This window comes from Rhizobium vallis (assembly GCF_003985155.1).
Taxonomy (GTDB): domain Bacteria; phylum Pseudomonadota; class Alphaproteobacteria; order Rhizobiales; family Rhizobiaceae; genus Rhizobium; species Rhizobium vallis.
The window spans coordinates 334,537-350,738 of record NZ_ML133689.1 but is presented as its reverse complement, the minus strand read 5'-3'; the positions used below and the strand labels follow the sequence as shown (position 1 = coordinate 350,738).

Here is a 16,202-nt window from a genome sequence, read left to right as displayed (position 1 = left end):
CGGCGGTCAGCCGAGCGTCATGCGGCGCAGAACATTGTTTTTCCAATAGAAGTGTTGGACGAGCGCGCCCGCGACATGCGCCGCGATCAGCGCCCAGAAAATGATCTTCAGGACATCCGCGTGGAACGAACCGGCAGGATCGATGCCGAAGTAGTAAGCGGCGATGCCCGTGAGCGGCATGGCGAAGATCAGGATATAGAGGCCGGCATGGGCAAGCCTCGCCGCAAGGCGGAAGATCGCCGGTTCCTCTGTGGCCTCGGCCGGCACGCCCTTGAAAAAACGCAGCCCGAGCCTGGCGGCGGCAAGCAGAAGGATGGCGATGCCGACATAGGCATGGATATTCGCCGACGAAATCTGCTCAGGCGTCGGCACCTGACCCCTGCGAATGAGCCGATGCCAGATATTCATGCCATCGGGAAACAGCAGGTTGAAGAAGATCAGCAGCGCTATCGCCCAGTGAAGAAAACGCTGGCTCAGGCTGTAACCCGGAACGGATGGCTGCTGCATTTTCTCAATCTTTGGCAAATGGTCGAACTCTGCAATACCAAACAATTAAAACAGCCGCCTGCCTCACGGCAAGCGGCTGCACGCTTCCTTACGAAGATGTAAGCTTACATATGGATCGGCTTGAAGAAGGTCGCGAGCGCTGCCTCCTTGACCGCTTCGGACATCGTCGGATGCGCGTGGCAGGTGCGGCCAAGATCTTCCGACGAACCGCCGAACTCCATCAGCACGGCGATCTCGTGGATCATTTCGCCGGCGCCGAAGCCGACGATATGGCCGCCGAGCACGCGGTCGGTTTCCTTGTCGGCGAGGATCTTGACGAAACCGTCGGTCGCCAGCATCGCGCGGGCGCGGCCGTTCGCCGTGAACGGGAATTTGCCGACCTTGTAGGCGACGCCTGCCGCCTTCAGCTCTTCCTCGGTCTTGCCGACCGAGGCGATTTCCGGCTGCGTATAGACGACGCTTGGAATGACCTCGTAATTGACATGACCATGCTGGCCGGCGAGGATTTCGGCAAGCGCCACGCCCTCGTCTTCCGCCTTGTGCGCCAGCATCGGGCCTTTCACCACGTCGCCGATCGCATAAATGCCGGCGACATTGGTCTTGAAGTGGCCGTCGATCTCGACGCGGCCGCGATTGTCGAGCGCCACACCGGCCTCTTCCAGGCCGAGACCCGATGTGTAGGGCTTGCGGCCGGTGGCGATCAGCACGACTTCGGCATCGAGCGTCACCTTGTCGCCACCCTTGACCGGCTCGAACGTGACCTTGGCGCCCTTGTCACCCTTTTCGACGCCGGTGACCTTGGCGCTGAGATTGAAATCGATGCCCTGCTTGGCGAGCATGCGCTGGAACTGCTTGGAGACTTCGCCGTCCATGCCGCCGAGGATGGTGTCGAGATATTCGACCACCGTGACCTTGGCACCGAGGCGCGACCAGACCGAGCCGAGTTCGAGGCCGATGACGCCGCCGCCGACGACGATCAGCGTTTCCGGCACCTTCTCCAGGGCAATGCCGCCGGTGGAGGAAATGATCGTCTTTTCATCGATCTCGACCTGCACGCCGGGAATGCCGGCGACATCGGAGCCGGTCGCGATAACGATGTTCTTGGCCTCGATCTCCTGCACCTTGCCGTCTTCGGCGGTGACGGAAACCTTGCCGGCCGAAACGATCTTGCCGATGCCTTGAAAGGCGTCGATCTTGTTCTTCTTGAAGAGGAAGGCGACGCCGTCGACATTCGACTTCACCGTCGCATCCTTGTGCGCCATCATATTGGTAAGATTGAGCGTCGGCGCCGACACGTCGATGCCGAGCGCGCTCATGCCGTGGCCGGCCTGATGGAACATTTCGGAAGCATGCAGCAGCGCCTTCGACGGAATGCAGCCGACGTTCAGGCAGGTGCCGCCATAGGTCGCCCGCTTTTCGACGACGGCAACCTTGAGGCCGAGCTGCGCCGCCTTGACGGCGCAGACATAGCCGCCCGGGCCGGTTCCGATAATGATCACATCGTAAGACATTGTTTCTTTCCCTTTGGATTTTTCGTTCAGTCGGCCGCACGCGCCAGCGCGAGGCGGAAGCCGAAGCCGACGAGCGCCGCTCCGGTGATGCGGTTGAACCATTTGCCGCTGGCAATGAAGCGGTCACGGATCGCTTTGACCGTGAAGAAATAGGAGACGCCGGCAAACCAGGCGACCAGCGCCGTCGCCATGCCGATGCCATAGGAGAACTGGATCAATACAGGCGTGTCGTGATGCACCAGCGTCGAAAACAGGGACAGGAAGAACAGCACCGGCTTCGGGTTCAGCGCATTGGTGATGAAGCCCATGCCGAGGCACTGCAGTATCGAGACCGGCTTGCGGTCCTCTCGCGTCACCTCGATATCTTGCACCTTGAAGCCCGGCTCACGGAACGACTTGATGCCGAGATAAATGAGATAGGCGACACCTGCCCATTTGATCATCGCAAACAGCATCAGCGATTTCGACACGATGAGCCCGAGACCGAGAACCGTGTAGCTGATATGGAAGAGCAGCGAAAAGCCCATGCCAAGCCCGGTCATGATGGCGGCGCGGCGCCCATGCACGATGCTCTGGCGCAGGATGACGGCGAAATCGGCGCCCGGCACGACGATGAAGATCGAGAAGACGGCCATCAGCCCGAGAAATTCGAAGATATATGGCATGCTATTTTCGCCCTGTCCTTCTAGCGGCCGCCGCTCACATTGAGAATCGCGCCCGTTACATAAGAAGCCGAAGGAGACAGGAGATAGAGGATCGCTTCCGCCACCTCTTCGGCCGTCCCCGCGCGCTGCATCGGGATCGACGACGCCATTTCGCGCACCCGGTCCGGAAGCCCGCCGGAGGCATGCAGATCGGTTTCGATGATACCGGGCCTGATGGCATTCACGCGGACACCCTCGGCGGCGACTTCACGCGCGAGCCCGATTGTGAACGTATCGATGGCCGCCTTCGAGGCGGCATAATCGACGTACTGCGTCGCTGAACCGAGAACCGCTGCCATCGAAGAGACATTGACGATCGCCCCGCCTTGACCGCCATGCCGGCTCGACATGCGTCGCACGGCTTCTCCCGCACAAAGGATGGAGCCGGTCACATTGATGCGCAGCATTCGTTCGACCCGCTCCGCCGACATTTCGTCGACCCGCTGCGGATAGTCGACGACGCCGGCATTGTTGACCAGCCCGTCCAGCCGGCCGAAATGACGATCGACAGCGGCAAACATCGAGACGATATCGGCAGCCTTGCCGACGTCTCCCTCGATCGCAACCGCCTCGCCGCCAGCCTCGGTGATCGCCGCAACGACGGCCTCCGCCGCCTCGCGGCTGGAGGCATAATTCACCGCGACGCGCCAGCCCCGGTGCGCGCCGAGCCGAGAAACGGCGGCGCCGATGCCTCGGCTTCCGCCGGTCACGAAAAGAACAGGTGCATCACTCATGTCGCGCACTCCTTGAAAGTCAGGACGTCCCAGGGCGCCACGGAAGCCTTGCCCTCGCCCCAGGCGCTCGATTCCCGGATGGCGGGACCGAGGCCGGGAAGCACGAGCTTTTCGGCGGCCTCGGCGCCTTCCGGCTGCAGATTGTCCATCTCGCCCTTGGCATCCACGCCGTAGACGGCGCCCTGCCAGACCGTGCAGGCATCGAGATCGGCGCCGGTCGCGTCGCCCTCGGGGCAGTTGAACATCAGGATGCCGATCGCGCGCACCGGATCTGCCGATGGCATGACGTAGCCTTCCATCACGACTGGCGTCTTGAGCGCGCTGATCTTGAACTGGTTGCTGGCGGCAGCCGACACAGAATTCAGCGGCGCAAAGCGCAGTTCATAGGCGCCGTCACGATCGACGTAGACGGCACGTTCCTGCTTGCACTCGGCGCCGGATGTGGCGGCAGGCACGGAGAAAAACGCGGCGACCGCGATGGCAGCCACGCCTTTCCGTCCCGTCATGATGCCGATCCCCGCGCTCATTGTCCCGTCGGCTCTCTCCGCCCGTCGGCATTCTCGATCACGCCGAAATCCGTCAGCAGCACCAGCGGCCGGCCATCTTTGTCGAGCCCCCAGAAGACCGGATAGAAACCGTCACCCCAGCCGCTCCAGAATATCGCGACATTGCCTTTGTTGCCGGCAATCGGTCGGTGCAGCCCGTATTTACCCTTGTTGGCATCGAGATCCGACGCCAGCACGTCGTCATAATAATTGACGTCGGCATCCGGCTTCTGCGCCTGGACCTGCGCTTCACGCTCGCCGATCAGCGCCAGCGTATCCGCATCCATGTAGCAGCCGAGGCCGGCATCGACGGGGTAGCCGAAGATCTCGCCCTCTTTCAACGTTGCCGGATCCTGCCCGGGCACGACGGCAAGCTCCCAGTGATCCGGCTTGCCCTCGGCAAAGCGCATGCCGGCGGCGGCGATGCGCCCGGAGGCCTGATAGAGCGTGACCGGATATTCCCCCGGTGCGACCGTCTTTGCTAGCGCTGGACGATCCGGCTGGGCGAGCGGATCGGCCGCAACGATGCGACCCGAAGTCAGTTCGACATTGCCCATATGGATCACGCTGATCGACCGCCCGGTGAGTTCGGCGTCACTGAGCGCCACCAGCTCGAAATTGCTGCTGGCCTTGCTGACATCCCAGCCGGCGGCCGATGCGGAGACCGGGGCATGCGCGGCGGCAGCGCAAAGAAAAAGGCGCGCCGCTCGCAAGATCCCGTTCCGCATCGAAGCGCTCCCTTAGAGATCGAGAACCAGGCGTTCCGGATCTTCGAGGCTCTCCTTGACGCGCACGAGGAACGTGACCGCTTCCTTGCCGTCGACGATGCGGTGATCGTAGGAAAGCGCCAGATACATCATCGGACGGATGACCACCTGGCCGCCGATCGCGACCGGCCGCTCCTGGATCTTGTGCATGCCGAGAATGCCGGACTGCGGCGCGTTGAGGATCGGCGAGGACATCAGCGAACCGTAGACGCCACCATTCGAGATCGTAAAGGTGCCGCCCTGCATGTCGGCCATCGACAGCTGGCCGTCGCGGGCTGCCTTGCCGAGACGGCCGATTTCCTTTTCGATCTCGGCAATCGACATCTGGTCGGCGTCACGCACGATCGGAACCACGAGACCCTTATCGGTGCCGACGGCAACGCCGACATGGCAGTAGTTCTTGTAGATGAGGTCGGTGCCGTCGATCTCGGCATTAACAGCCGGCAGTTCCTTCAACGCATGCGTCACCGCCTTGGTGAAGAAGCCCATGAAGCCGAGCTTGACGCCGTGCTTCTTCTCGAAAATGTCCTTGTACTTGTTGCGCAGATCCATGACCGCCTTCATGTCCACCTCATTATAGGTGGTCAGCATGGCGGCAGTGTTCTGTGCATCCTTGAGGCGCTTGGCGATCGTCTGACGCAGGCGCGTCATCTTCACGCGCTCTTCACGCGAGGCATCCTCGACCGTCGACGGGCCGCGCGCAGCCGCAGGCGCTGCTGCCGGTGCTGCCGCCGGAGCGGAAATGCCCCTGGCGACGGCGGCGATGACGTCGCCCTTCAGCACCTGGCCGCGCTTGCCGCTGCCGTCGATCTGATCGGCGGAAAGGCTGTTTTCGGCCAACATTTTCGAAGCCGCCGGGGCCGGCGGCATGGTGGAGACGGAGGCGCTCGACGACGCTGCGGCGGCGGCAACCGGGGCAGCCGCCGGGGCCGGCTGAACAGGCGCGGCGGCCGGGGCAGCGGCAGCCGGTGCGGCAGCAGCTGCGCCTTCGGCGATCTGGCCGAGCAGCGCGCCGAGGCCGACGGTCTCGCCGGCTGCGGCGACGATTTCCGAAAGCGTACCGGAGGCGGGTGCGGGAACTTCGATGGTCACCTTATCGGTTTCAAGCTCCAGAATCGGCTCGTCGGCCTTGATGGCGTCGCCGACCTTCTTGAACCAGGTGCCGACGGTTGCCTCGCTGACGGATTCACCGAGAGTTGGAACGCGGATTTCTGTGGCCATTGTTCAAATCCTGATTTCGTGTGTTTTCGTTTAAACGTTTCAGACGGCGGGCGGCCGCAAAATGATCGAGGGCATCGGCAGGATATCGAAGCGGAAACCGAAGCCGGAAGCGATGATCGGATCGGCGTCGGTAAGAGCCTGTGCCGCCGCGAGATCCTCGACTTCGACGACCGCCATGCCCCAGGCGCCTTCACCCTCGAACACGGGACCGACTGTTATTGCCGATCCCGCAAGGGCGTTCCGATGCCAGTATTCGACATGGCGTTTCATCGCCGCCATTTCCTCCCCGGTCCCGTCATGCGGGAAAGTGGGGCGCGGCGGCAGCAGTCTCAGAAAGAAATAAGCCATTGCGCCCTCCCCTTGTTTTAGCCGCCCAATGCATCCTCGAGGAATGCCGAAAGCTGCGACAGATGCTTGGACATCAGGCCCGTCGCCGGCGAGGCGGCGGCCGGACGGCCGGTATAGCGGACGCGCTGGTACTTGGCGTCGATATGGGCAAGCACCCATTCGAGGAAGGGGTCGATGAACGACCATGCGCCCATGTTCTTCGGCTCTTCCTGGCACCAGACCATCTCGGCATTGCGGAAGCGCGACAGCTCGTTGATGAGCGCCTTTGCCGGGAACGGATAGAGCTGCTCGACACGCAGGAGATAGATGTCATCGATGCCGCGCTTTTCGCGCTCTTCCAGCAGATCGTAATAGACCTTGCCGGAACACATCACGACGCGGCGGATCTTGTTGTCCTTCTGCAGCTTGATCGGGCCGTCCTTGATCACCTCGGCATCGTCCCAGAGCAGGCGATGGAAGGCGGATTCGCCGGCCAGTTCGGCAAGCGTGGAGACTGCCCGCTTGTGGCGCAGCAGCGACTTCGGCGTCATCAGGATCAGCGGCTTGCGGAAGTCGCGCTTCAGCTGCCGGCGCAGGATGTGGAAGTAGTTCGCCGGCGTCGTGATGTTGGCGACCTGCATGTTGTCTTCGGCGCACAGCTGCAGGAAACGTTCCAGGCGAGCCGAGGAGTGTTCCGGACCCTGGCCCTCATAACCGTGCGGCAGCAGGCAGACGAGGCCCGACATGCGCAGCCACTTGCGTTCGCCCGACGAGATGAACTGGTCGAAGACCACCTGCGCGCCGTTGGCGAAATCGCCGAACTGTGCTTCCCAGAGCGTCAGCGCATTCGGGCGGGCGAGCGAATAGCCATATTCGAAACCAAGCACGGCCTCTTCCGAGAGCATCGAGTTGATGACTTCGTAACGGGCCTGCGTCGGCGACAGGTTGGCGAGCGGAATATAGCGTTCCTCGCTCTCCTGATCGTAGAGAACCGAGTGGCGCTGCGAGAAGGTGCCGCGTTCGCAATCCTGGCCCGAAAGACGGATCTTATGACCTTCGAGGCAGAGCGAGCCAAAAGACAGCGCCTCTGCCATCGCCCAGTCGAGGCCTTCGCCGGTGGCGATCATGTTGGCGCGGTTTTCCATGAAGCGCTGGATCGTGCGATGCGCGTTGAATCCAGCCGGAATCTCCGACAGCTTGCGGCCGATCTCCTTCAACGTCTTCATCGGCACGGCGGTCTTGCCGCGGCGCTGTTCGTCGGCATTGTCAGCCGTGCGCAGACCGGACCATTCGCCGTCCAGCCAGTCGGCCTTATTGGGCTTGTACTGCTGGCCGGCTTCGAACTCCTGCTCGAGGTGGAGGCGCCAATCGGCCTTCATCTTCTCGACTTCACCTTCTGTGAGCAGGCCCTCTGCGACGAGACGGGCCGCATAAAGCTGCAGCACGGTCTTGTGGGCGCGGATCACCTTGTACATCTTCGGCTGCGTGAAGGACGGTTCGTCGCCCTCATTGTGGCCGTAGCGGCGATAGCAGAACATGTCGAGCACCACAGGCTTGTGGAACTTCATGCGGAATTCGGTGGCGATCTTGGCGCCATAAACGACCGCTTCCGGATCGTCGCCGTTGACGTGCAGGATCGGCGCTTCGATCATCTTGGCGACGTCGGACGGATAGGGCGACGAGCGCGAGAAGGCCGGATTGGTGGTGAAGCCGATCTGGTTGTTGATGATGACGTGCATCGTGCCGGCGACGCGGTGACCACGCAGCCCGGACAGGCCGAGAATTTCGGCAATCACGCCCTGGCCGGCAAAAGCCGCGTCGCCGTGGATCAGCAGCGGCAGAACCTTGGCGCGTTCGGAAAGCGGGATGATGTCGCCGTCCCAGACCGTCGCATTCATGTCCTGCTTGGCGCGGGCCTTGCCCATAACGACCGGATCGACGATTTCGAGATGCGAGGGGTTCGCCGTCAACGAGACGTGGATCTTGTTGCCGTCGAATTCACGGTCGGAAGAGGCGCCAAGATGGTACTTGACGTCGCCCGAGCCTTCGACCTCGTCGGGAGCGGCCGAGCCGCCCTTGAACTCGTGGAAGATCGCGCGATGCGGCTTGCCCATGACCTGGGAGAGCACGTTCAGGCGGCCGCGATGGGCCATGCCGAACACGGCTTCCTTGAGGCCGAGATGACCGCCGCGCTTCAGGATCTGCTCGAGCGCCGGGATCAGCGATTCGCCGCCGTCGAGACCGAAACGCTTCGTACCCTTGAACTTGACGTCGAGGAACTGTTCGTAACCTTCGGCTTCGATGAGCTTGGCAAGGATTGCCTTCTTGCCCTCGGACGTGAAAGCCACGCCCTTGTCGGGACCCTCGATGCGCTCCTGGATCCAGGCCTTCTCCTCAGGATTGGAGATATGCATGAATTCGACGCCGAGCGTCGAGCAGTAGGTGCGCTCGAGAATCTCGATCATCTCGCGAATGGTCGCGTATTCCAGGCCGAGCACGTTGTCGATGAAGATCTTGCGGTCGTAGTCGGCGGCCGTGAAGCCGTAATTTTCCGGCGAAAGCTCACGATAGTCGTCAACGGGAGCGGCAATGCCGAGCGGATCGAGCTTGGCATGCAGGTGGCCGCGCATGCGGTAGGCGCGGATCATCATGATGGCGCGCACGGAATCGCGCGTTGCCTGTAGCACGTCGATGCCGTCAGCGGGCTTGCCCTCGGCTGCGGCCTTGGCCTTCACCTTGGTCTCGATGACCTTCTCGACGATACCCCAGTCGCCGTCGAGGGCCGACACCAGATCGCCGCTTGCCTGCAGCGGCCAGTTCTTCTTGCGCCAGGAAGCTCCCTTGGCTGCCTTCTTCACATCGGCAGGGTCCTCTTCCAGCGCCTTGAAGAAAGTGCGCCACTGATCGTCGACAGACGCCGGATCCTCTTCGTAGCGCGCATAGAGCTGCTCGATATAGGCTGCGTTGGCGCCATCCAGAAACGAGGTAACCTGAAACTGCTCGTTGGCTTCTTGCCGTGCCATGGTGATATGCGGACGCTTCCGTCCGCCTCCTGACTTTGATGAATTTGCCGGCTTGACCGCCGGCTGCCGCATTTCGATCGCCGCCTGTCCGCGACGCATCTGCTGGTCCAGTTGTGAGGCCGGGCGGAAGGCGCAGATGCCGTTCCTCCGCCCGGTCTATAGGTGGCTTCAGCCCTTCAGGACTTCAACCAGCGTCTTGCCGAGGCGGGCCGGAGACGGCGACACCTTGATGCCTGCCGATTCCATTGCAGCGATCTTCGATTCCGCATCGCCCTTGCCGCCGGAAACCACCGCGCCGGCATGGCCCATGGTGCGGCCCTTCGGCGCCGTACGGCCGGCGATGAAGCCCGCCATCGGCTTCTTGCGGCCCTTCTTGGCTTCATCCTTCAGGAACTGGGCTGCGTCTTCTTCAGCCGAGCCGCCGATTTCGCCGATCATGATGATCGAGGTCGTGGCGTCGTCCGCCAGGAACATTTCGAGCACGTCGATGAACTCGGTGCCCTTGACCGGATCGCCGCCGATACCGACGGCCGTCGTCTGGCCGAGGCCTTCATTGGAGGTCTGGAAGACGGCTTCGTAGGTGAGCGTGCCCGAGCGGGAAACGATACCGACCGAACCCTTGCGGAAGATCGAGCCCGGCATGATGCCGATCTTGCATTCTTCCGGCGTCAGGATGCCCGGGCAGTTGGGGCCGAGCAGGCGCGACTTGGAGCGGTCGAGGCGAGCCTTGACGCGCACCATGTCCATGACCGGGATGCCTTCGGTGATGCAGGTGATGAACGGGATCTCGGCGTCGATCGCCTCGATGATCGCATCGGCTGCACCCGCCGGCGGGACATAGATCACGGTCGCATCGGCGCCGGTCTTTTCCTTGCCTTCGGCAACGGTTGCAAAGATCGGCAGGCTTTCACCCTTCGCGCCGGTCCAGGTTTCGCCGCCCTTCTTCGGGTGGATACCGCCGACCATCTGGGTGCCGTAGTAAGCGAGCGCCTGTTCGGTGTGGAAGGTCCCGGTCTTGCCGGTCAGGCCCTGAACGAGAACCTTGGTGTCTTTGTTGACGAGAATGGACATGCGAGGCCTTTGTTTAGGAGAGGTTGGAAGACGTGAGGGACGAGCGACGATAGGTGCCGCTGACGACCTCCTGCCAGGTATCGCTGCCTGCAGGCGAAAAGCTGACGCCCATCCGGTAGCAGTCTTCATTTTCGAATGCGAATACGGTGCGCTGTCTGCCGCGCGGTGAAGCCTTCATCAGCACAAGCTCATTGCCGTTCCAGTGGCCGGAAGCCGGCGAGGGCGGCGCAAAACCGGCACTGTCGAACTGGTAGAGCTTGTAAGCCTGGTCCGAACCATCGAAGCCGAAAACATTGCGGGCTTCGAACGAAACTTCCCCGTCGCGGATCTGGCGGTAGCGCTGCTCAAGGAAAAATCCGTCGAACAGCGTCTCGCCCGAAAGCTCGGCGCTGGCCTTGCCTTCCCTCGTCCACGCCGAAGCCGCAATATGCTCCTCCCCTTCCCAGACGCCGGCAAAGACGTTGAGGCGGAAATGAGCAGCCGATGGCGTGGACTGGAAAGCCATGACCGTCCTCAGCCGTCGATCGCCGCGACGATCTTCTTGGCCGCATCGTCGAGATCGTCAGCCGCCGTGATCGCCAGACCCGATTCGTTCAAGATCTTCTTGCCGAGCTCGACATTGGTGCCTTCGAGGCGCACGACGAGCGGAACCTTCAGACCGACTTCCTGCACGGCCGCGACAACGCCTTCGGCGATGACATCGCACTTCATGATGCCGCCGAAGATGTTGACGAGAATGCCTTCGACCTTGGGATCAGCGGTGATGATCTTGAAGGCCGCAGCGACCTTGTCCTTGCCGGCGCCACCGCCGACGTCGCAGAAGTTCGCCGGCTCCTTGCCGTAGAGCTTGATGATATCCATCGTCGCCATGGCAAGGCCTGCGCCGTTGACCATGCAGCCGATATTTCCGTCGAGCGCGACGTAGGCGAGGTCCCACTTGGAGGCCTCGATTTCCTTGGCGTCTTCTTCGGTCTCGTCACGCAGCGTCTTGACGTCGTCGTGACGGAAGAGCGCATTGCCATCGAAGGACATCTTGGCGTCGAGAACGCGCAGGTGGCCATCCTTCATGACGATCAGCGGATTGACCTCGAGCAGCGCCATGTCCTTCTCGTTGAAGGCCTTGTAGAGCGCCGGGAAGAGCGACTTCGCATCTTCGGCAGCAGCACCGTCAAGCTGAAGGGCCTTGGAGATGGCGGCAACGTCGGCAGCCGTGACACCGGCTTCCGGATCGATGGCGATCGTCTGGATCTTCTCGGGTGTATCATGAGCAACAGCCTCGATGTCCATGCCGCCTTCGGTCGATACGACGAAGGCAACACGTCCGACCGAGCGGTCGACCAGCAGCGAGCAATAGAGTTCGCGGGCGATGTCGGCGCCGTCTTCGATATAGAGGCGGTTGACCTGCTTGCCGGCTTCGCCGGTCTGCGCGGTCACCAGCGTATGCCCAAGCATTTCCTTGGCGTGGGAAACGACTTCGTCGATCGACTTGGCAAGACGAACGCCGCCCTTGGCATCAGGGCCGAGTTCCTTGAACTTGCCCTTGCCGCGGCCACCGGCGTGGATCTGGCTCTTGACCACGTAAAGCGGGCCAGGAAGTGACTTGGCGGCAGCCTCGGCTTCCTCGACCTTGAGAATAGCCACGCCCTCGGCAACCGGCGCGCCATAGCCCTTCAGCAGAGCCTTGGCCTGATATTCATGAATGTTCATGGGTCTATCCCTGTTTGATTACTTCAGCGCCAATTACTTGAGGGCAGGCGCGATGTTGATGCAGGCTTCGCAAAGGCCGGCGACAGCGGCCACCGACTTGTCGAAGGCCTCCTTCTCGGTCTTGTTGAGATCGATCTCGATCACGCGCTCGACGCCGCCGGCGCCGATGACTGTGGGGACGCCGACATACATGTCCTTGACGCCGTACTGGCCGGTGAGCTGGGCAGCGCAAGGCAGGACGCGCTTCTTGTCCTTGAGGTAGGATTCGGCCATTTCGATCGCCGAAGCAGCCGGCGCGTAATAGGCCGAGCCTGTCTTCAAGAGACCAACGATTTCGGCGCCGCCGTCACGGGTGCGCTGAATGATCTCTTCGAGGCGCTCCTTGGTGACCCAGCCCATGGTGATGAGATCGGTCAGCGGAATGCCGCCGACTGTGGAATAACGGGCGAGCGGCACCATCGTGTCGCCGTGACCGCCAAGAACGAAGGCCGTCACGTCCTGGACGGAAACGTTGAATTCCTTGGCGAGGAAGAGGCGGAAACGCGAGGAGTCGAGAACGCCAGCCATGCCGACGACCTTGTTGGCCGGAAGGCCGGAGAACTTCTGCAGCGCCCAGACCATGGCGTCGAGCGGATTGGTGATGCAGATCACGAAAGCATTCGGGGCATATTTCTTGATGCCGGCGCCGACCTGCTCCATGACCTTGAGGTTGATGCCGAGAAGGTCGTCGCGGCTCATGCCCGGCTTGCGCGGAACACCGGCGGTGACGATGCAGACGTCGGCACCTTCGATCGCGGAATAGTCGCTGGCGCCGGTCAGATTGGCGTCGAAGCCTTCGACCGGGGAGGACTGCGCGATGTCGAGGCCCTTGCCCTGGGGAATGCCATCCGCAATGTCGAAGAGGACGATGTCGCCCAGCTCCTTCAGGCCGGCGAGATGCGCCAGCGTGCCACCAATCATGCCAGAACCAATGAGTGCGATCTTGTTACGCGCCATTTCGCCGTTTCCTTTGCGATCAAATTCGTCGAACGACGCCAAGGCACCGCCCAATGACGCAATCGCATAGACCCAAAGCCTAAAAATGGCAATCCATTAATTTTGATGCAGCGTTTTCAATCGTTTAGATACTAAAATTCTTACGTAAACGTAAGATGTTCTGTCATCAGATTGTTACTCTGCAGCGCGCTTGTCATGGTGCAGCGCAAGATATTCGGCGCTGCGCATCTCGAACAGGCGCGATGCCGTACGGTCGAATTCGAAGCCCTCGGTGCCTCGGCGATGGAGAAGTAATTCCTCCGGCATCGCCGCCGCGGAGATATAGAGCCGCACGGCGTGATCGTAGAGCGTATCGACCAGAATGATGAACCGCTTGATCTGGTTCCGTTTTTCCGGGCCAAGCAAGGGGACGTGGTCGAGGAAGACCGTATCGAAGCGTTCGGCGATGGCGAGGAAATCGGTCGCGCCGAGCGGCTTGTCGCAAAGATCGGCGAAGGAGAACCGTGCCATGCGGTCGGCGGCGAGCGGCACGTGGATATGGCGCCCCTTCATCGGAATATCCAGCGGCTGCGCCTTGCGCCCGTGCAGCGCCTGCGTCCAGGACGCCTCCATCGCCATATCGTTATGTTCGCTGATGGGCACGAGATAGACCGGCTGGCTGGTCAACTTCTCCATCCGGTAGTCAGTCGGCGAATCCAGGGTGACGACATCGACATGCTGCTTGAGCAGCGCGACAAAAGGCAGGAAGAGGCCGCGATTGAGGCCGTCCCTGTAGAGATTGTCCGGTTCGACGTTCGAGGTCGCCACCAGCACGCATCCCCGCGCGAAGAGTTCGGAGAACAGCCGCGACAGGATCATCGCATCGGCAATGTCGGTGACCGTGAACTCGTCGAAACAGAGCAGCTCCGCTTCCTCGTAAAGCGCTGCGGCGACCGGCGGCATTGGATCGGCCTGCTTGGTTTCACCGTTCTTAAGTTTCAACCGGTGTGCCGCGATGCGGTTGTGCACATCAGCCATGAATTCGTGGAAATGCGCCCGCCGTTTCTTCCTGGAGGGCGCCATCGCGAAGAACATGTCCATCAGCATGGTCTTGCCGCGCCCGACGCTGCCGTGGATGTAGAGCCCCTTGATGCCGCCCTCGGCCTTCTTCTTCGAGGCAAACAGCCAACCGAGCGCGCTCGATTTGGCCGCCGGGCGTTGCTGCTTCAGCCCGGCAAGCACCCGGTCCAGGCTTTTCGCCACGTCCATCTGGGCGGAATCTACCTGCAGCGCACCGGAAACCGTCAGCGATTTGAGCTGTTCGCAAACGCTGAGCGCATAATCTGGCATTGGCTGCATGAGGGCCTATCCGCCTGTCAGTCATCGGCGGGGGAGCCGCCGGATCGTTTACCGCGCCGGTTCGTTTACCGGCTGAGGCTGATCGACTGGCCCGTGCTCGTCTGTCCGTCGAAGCGGTTGTCGGCCGTCTTGTAGACGCTGCCGATCTGGTTGCCCGAGCGGTCCTTGAGCAGCACCTGCTTGCCGGCAACTTCCCAGGAGCCCATCGCCGTCAGTTCGCCGACGCAGCCGCGCGTGCCGCCGCGGGAACCGCTGCCGAGGTTGGTGAGCGTCAGGAACATGTCGCAAGAGCCGTTAACACGCCAGCTTCCGACCATCGATTCCTTGGTGACATCAAGCGCATTCGCGGCAACCGCGCCCGGCTGCGCACCCGGCATTGGCGACGTCGACGCCGGCGCCGCCGGAAACTGCGAGCTGCCGGTCGGCGGCGGAAGCTGCCCGCCCTGCACCGAGGGAACCGGCTGCGCCGTCAACGGCGCCGGCCCGGCGTTCGAGTTGGAGCTGTAGTCATATGCCGTACGCTGACAACCGGCTAGCGCGAGGGTCACCACCAGACCTGTCATCGCATATCGCAACTGCATCATCATACTCCTGGATTCGGCATCGGCCGTAGAGAAAAGGGCGTGAGACAAGGTCGATTATCGTAATTCGCTTTGGTTAATCAAGTCAGGCGACATAAATTGCCCACGACAACCACTAACCGAAAAACGATACAGTTCAACTGTCCCGTTGCAGAACTTCCTGCACATAGAATTTGTCAGCAAGGTGTTGGGCGCGTTCGTCTCTGCCTGGATCCCAGTCAAAGTCTCGTATCGTCTTGGAATAGTATGTGAACGACATTGCAGGAAGGATTACAGCGGCTCGACGCGAACGCCCTGCTCGCGCACCGAGGCGAGCCACGACCTGATCTCTTTGACGGCTTCGGAATCGAAGCCGTCTATTCCGCCATCGTCTTGCTGCGGATCAGACCCGGCGCTCGACCATCATCTTCTTGATTTCGGCGATCGCCTTGGCCGGGTTCAGGCCCTTCGGGCATGTCTGCGCACAGTTCATGATCGTGTGGCAGCGATAGAGACGGAACGGATCCTCGAGATTGTCCAGGCGTTCGCCGGTCGCTTCGTCTCTGGAGTCGATCAGCCAGCGATAGGCCTGCAGCAGAACGGCAGGACCGAGATAGCGGTCGCCATTCCACCAATAACTCGGACAGGAGGTCGAGCAGCAGGCGCACAGGATGCATTCATAGAGGCCGTCGAGCTTCTGCCGATCCTCGTGGCTCTGCTTCCATTCCTTGGCCGGCGCCGGCGATACCGTCTTCAGCCACGGTTCGATCGAACGATGCTGGGCATAGAAGTTGGTAAGGTCGGGAACCAGATCCTTGACGACGGGCAGATGCGGCAGCGGATAGATCTTCACCGCGCCCTTGATATCGTCGAGGCCCTTGGTGCAGGCGAGCGTGTTCGTGCCGTCGATATTCATCGCGCAGGACCCGCAGATACCCTCGCGACAGGAACGGCGTAAGGTCAGGGTCGGGTCGATCTTGTTCTTGATATAGAGCAGGCCGTCGAGCACCATCGGCCCGCAATCGTCGACATCGATGTAGAAAGTGTCGATCGACGGGTTCTGCCCGTCGTCCGGGCTCCAGCGATAGACGCGGAATTCGCGGGTGTTCTTGGCTCCCGCCGGCTTCGGCCAGACCTTGCCTTCGCGCATCTGAGAATTCTTGGGGAGAGCGAGTTCAACCATATCAGGTT

Annotated in this window: 16 protein-coding genes; all 16 read right to left on the bottom strand. The window is 61.7% G+C overall.

What is annotated here, in order from left to right:
* Positions 1-6 precede the first annotated feature (6 nt).
* Positions 7-507: a cytochrome b gene (locus tag EFQ99_RS14815; protein WP_126921763.1), complete on the bottom strand. Its 501-nt coding sequence runs from the start codon at positions 505-507 to the stop codon at positions 7-9.
* Between the two features lie 104 nt (positions 508-611).
* Entirely contained in the window at positions 612-2,018 is a 1,407-nt protein-coding gene (gene lpdA / locus EFQ99_RS14810; RefSeq protein ID WP_126921762.1) for a dihydrolipoyl dehydrogenase, read from the bottom strand.
* Positions 2,019-2,044: 26 nt separating this feature from the next.
* Complete coding sequence (locus tag EFQ99_RS14805) at positions 2,045-2,683, bottom strand: LysE family translocator (RefSeq protein WP_126921761.1); 639 nt, start codon at positions 2,681-2,683, stop codon at positions 2,045-2,047.
* 20 nt (positions 2,684-2,703) lie between these two features.
* Entirely contained in the window at positions 2,704-3,456 is a 753-nt protein-coding gene (locus EFQ99_RS14800) for an SDR family oxidoreductase (protein ID WP_126921760.1), read from the bottom strand.
* On the bottom strand, positions 3,453-3,983 hold the full coding sequence (locus tag EFQ99_RS14795) for a hypothetical protein (protein ID WP_126921759.1): 531 nt from the start codon (positions 3,981-3,983) through the stop codon (positions 3,453-3,455). Before EFQ99_RS14795 ends, EFQ99_RS14800 begins: the two co-directional genes overlap by 4 nt.
* On the bottom strand, positions 3,980-4,729 hold the full coding sequence (locus EFQ99_RS14790; protein WP_126921758.1) for a DUF4241 domain-containing protein: 750 nt from the start codon (positions 4,727-4,729) through the stop codon (positions 3,980-3,982). The genes EFQ99_RS14795 and EFQ99_RS14790 overlap by 4 nt, the downstream gene beginning before the upstream one ends.
* A gap of 12 nt (positions 4,730-4,741) precedes the next feature.
* Positions 4,742-5,989 carry a 2-oxoglutarate dehydrogenase complex dihydrolipoyllysine-residue succinyltransferase gene (odhB, locus tag EFQ99_RS14785; protein ID WP_126921757.1) on the bottom strand — a complete coding sequence of 416 codons (1,248 nt, stop codon included), beginning with the start codon at positions 5,987-5,989 and terminating at the stop codon, positions 4,742-4,744.
* A 39-nt stretch (positions 5,990-6,028) separates the two neighbouring features.
* A complete protein-coding gene (locus EFQ99_RS14780; protein WP_126921756.1) occupies positions 6,029-6,337 on the bottom strand; it encodes a YciI family protein in 309 nt (102 codons plus the stop codon).
* A gap of 17 nt (positions 6,338-6,354) precedes the next feature.
* Positions 6,355-9,339 (bottom strand): 2-oxoglutarate dehydrogenase E1 component, encoded by a 2,985-nt coding sequence (locus tag EFQ99_RS14775; RefSeq protein ID WP_126921755.1) that lies wholly within the window; start codon positions 9,337-9,339, stop codon positions 6,355-6,357.
* Between the two features lie 168 nt (positions 9,340-9,507).
* Positions 9,508-10,410: a succinate--CoA ligase subunit alpha gene (gene sucD, locus EFQ99_RS14770; protein WP_016736377.1), complete on the bottom strand. Its 903-nt coding sequence runs from the start codon at positions 10,408-10,410 to the stop codon at positions 9,508-9,510.
* Between the two features lie 13 nt (positions 10,411-10,423).
* Complete coding sequence (locus EFQ99_RS14765; RefSeq protein ID WP_126921754.1) at positions 10,424-10,915, bottom strand: DUF1579 family protein; 492 nt, start codon at positions 10,913-10,915, stop codon at positions 10,424-10,426.
* 8 nt (positions 10,916-10,923) lie between these two features.
* The gene (sucC, locus tag EFQ99_RS14760; RefSeq protein ID WP_126921753.1) at positions 10,924-12,117 is read right to left on the bottom strand and encodes an ADP-forming succinate--CoA ligase subunit beta; all 1,194 of its coding nucleotides are present in this window, start codon (positions 12,115-12,117) and stop codon (positions 10,924-10,926) included.
* Positions 12,118-12,150: 33 nt separating this feature from the next.
* Complete coding sequence (gene mdh, locus EFQ99_RS14755) at positions 12,151-13,113, bottom strand: malate dehydrogenase (RefSeq protein ID WP_126921752.1); 963 nt, start codon at positions 13,111-13,113, stop codon at positions 12,151-12,153.
* Positions 13,114-13,287: 174 nt separating this feature from the next.
* Complete coding sequence (zapE, locus tag EFQ99_RS14750) at positions 13,288-14,451, bottom strand: cell division protein ZapE (RefSeq protein ID WP_126921751.1); 1,164 nt, start codon at positions 14,449-14,451, stop codon at positions 13,288-13,290.
* Positions 14,452-14,516: 65 nt separating this feature from the next.
* Positions 14,517-15,032: a protease inhibitor Inh/omp19 family protein gene (locus EFQ99_RS14745; RefSeq protein ID WP_126921750.1), complete on the bottom strand. Its 516-nt coding sequence runs from the start codon at positions 15,030-15,032 to the stop codon at positions 14,517-14,519.
* 382 nt (positions 15,033-15,414) lie between these two features.
* Entirely contained in the window at positions 15,415-16,194 is a 780-nt protein-coding gene (locus EFQ99_RS14735; RefSeq protein WP_003567268.1) for a succinate dehydrogenase iron-sulfur subunit, read from the bottom strand.
* Positions 16,195-16,202: the final 8 nt, after the last annotated feature.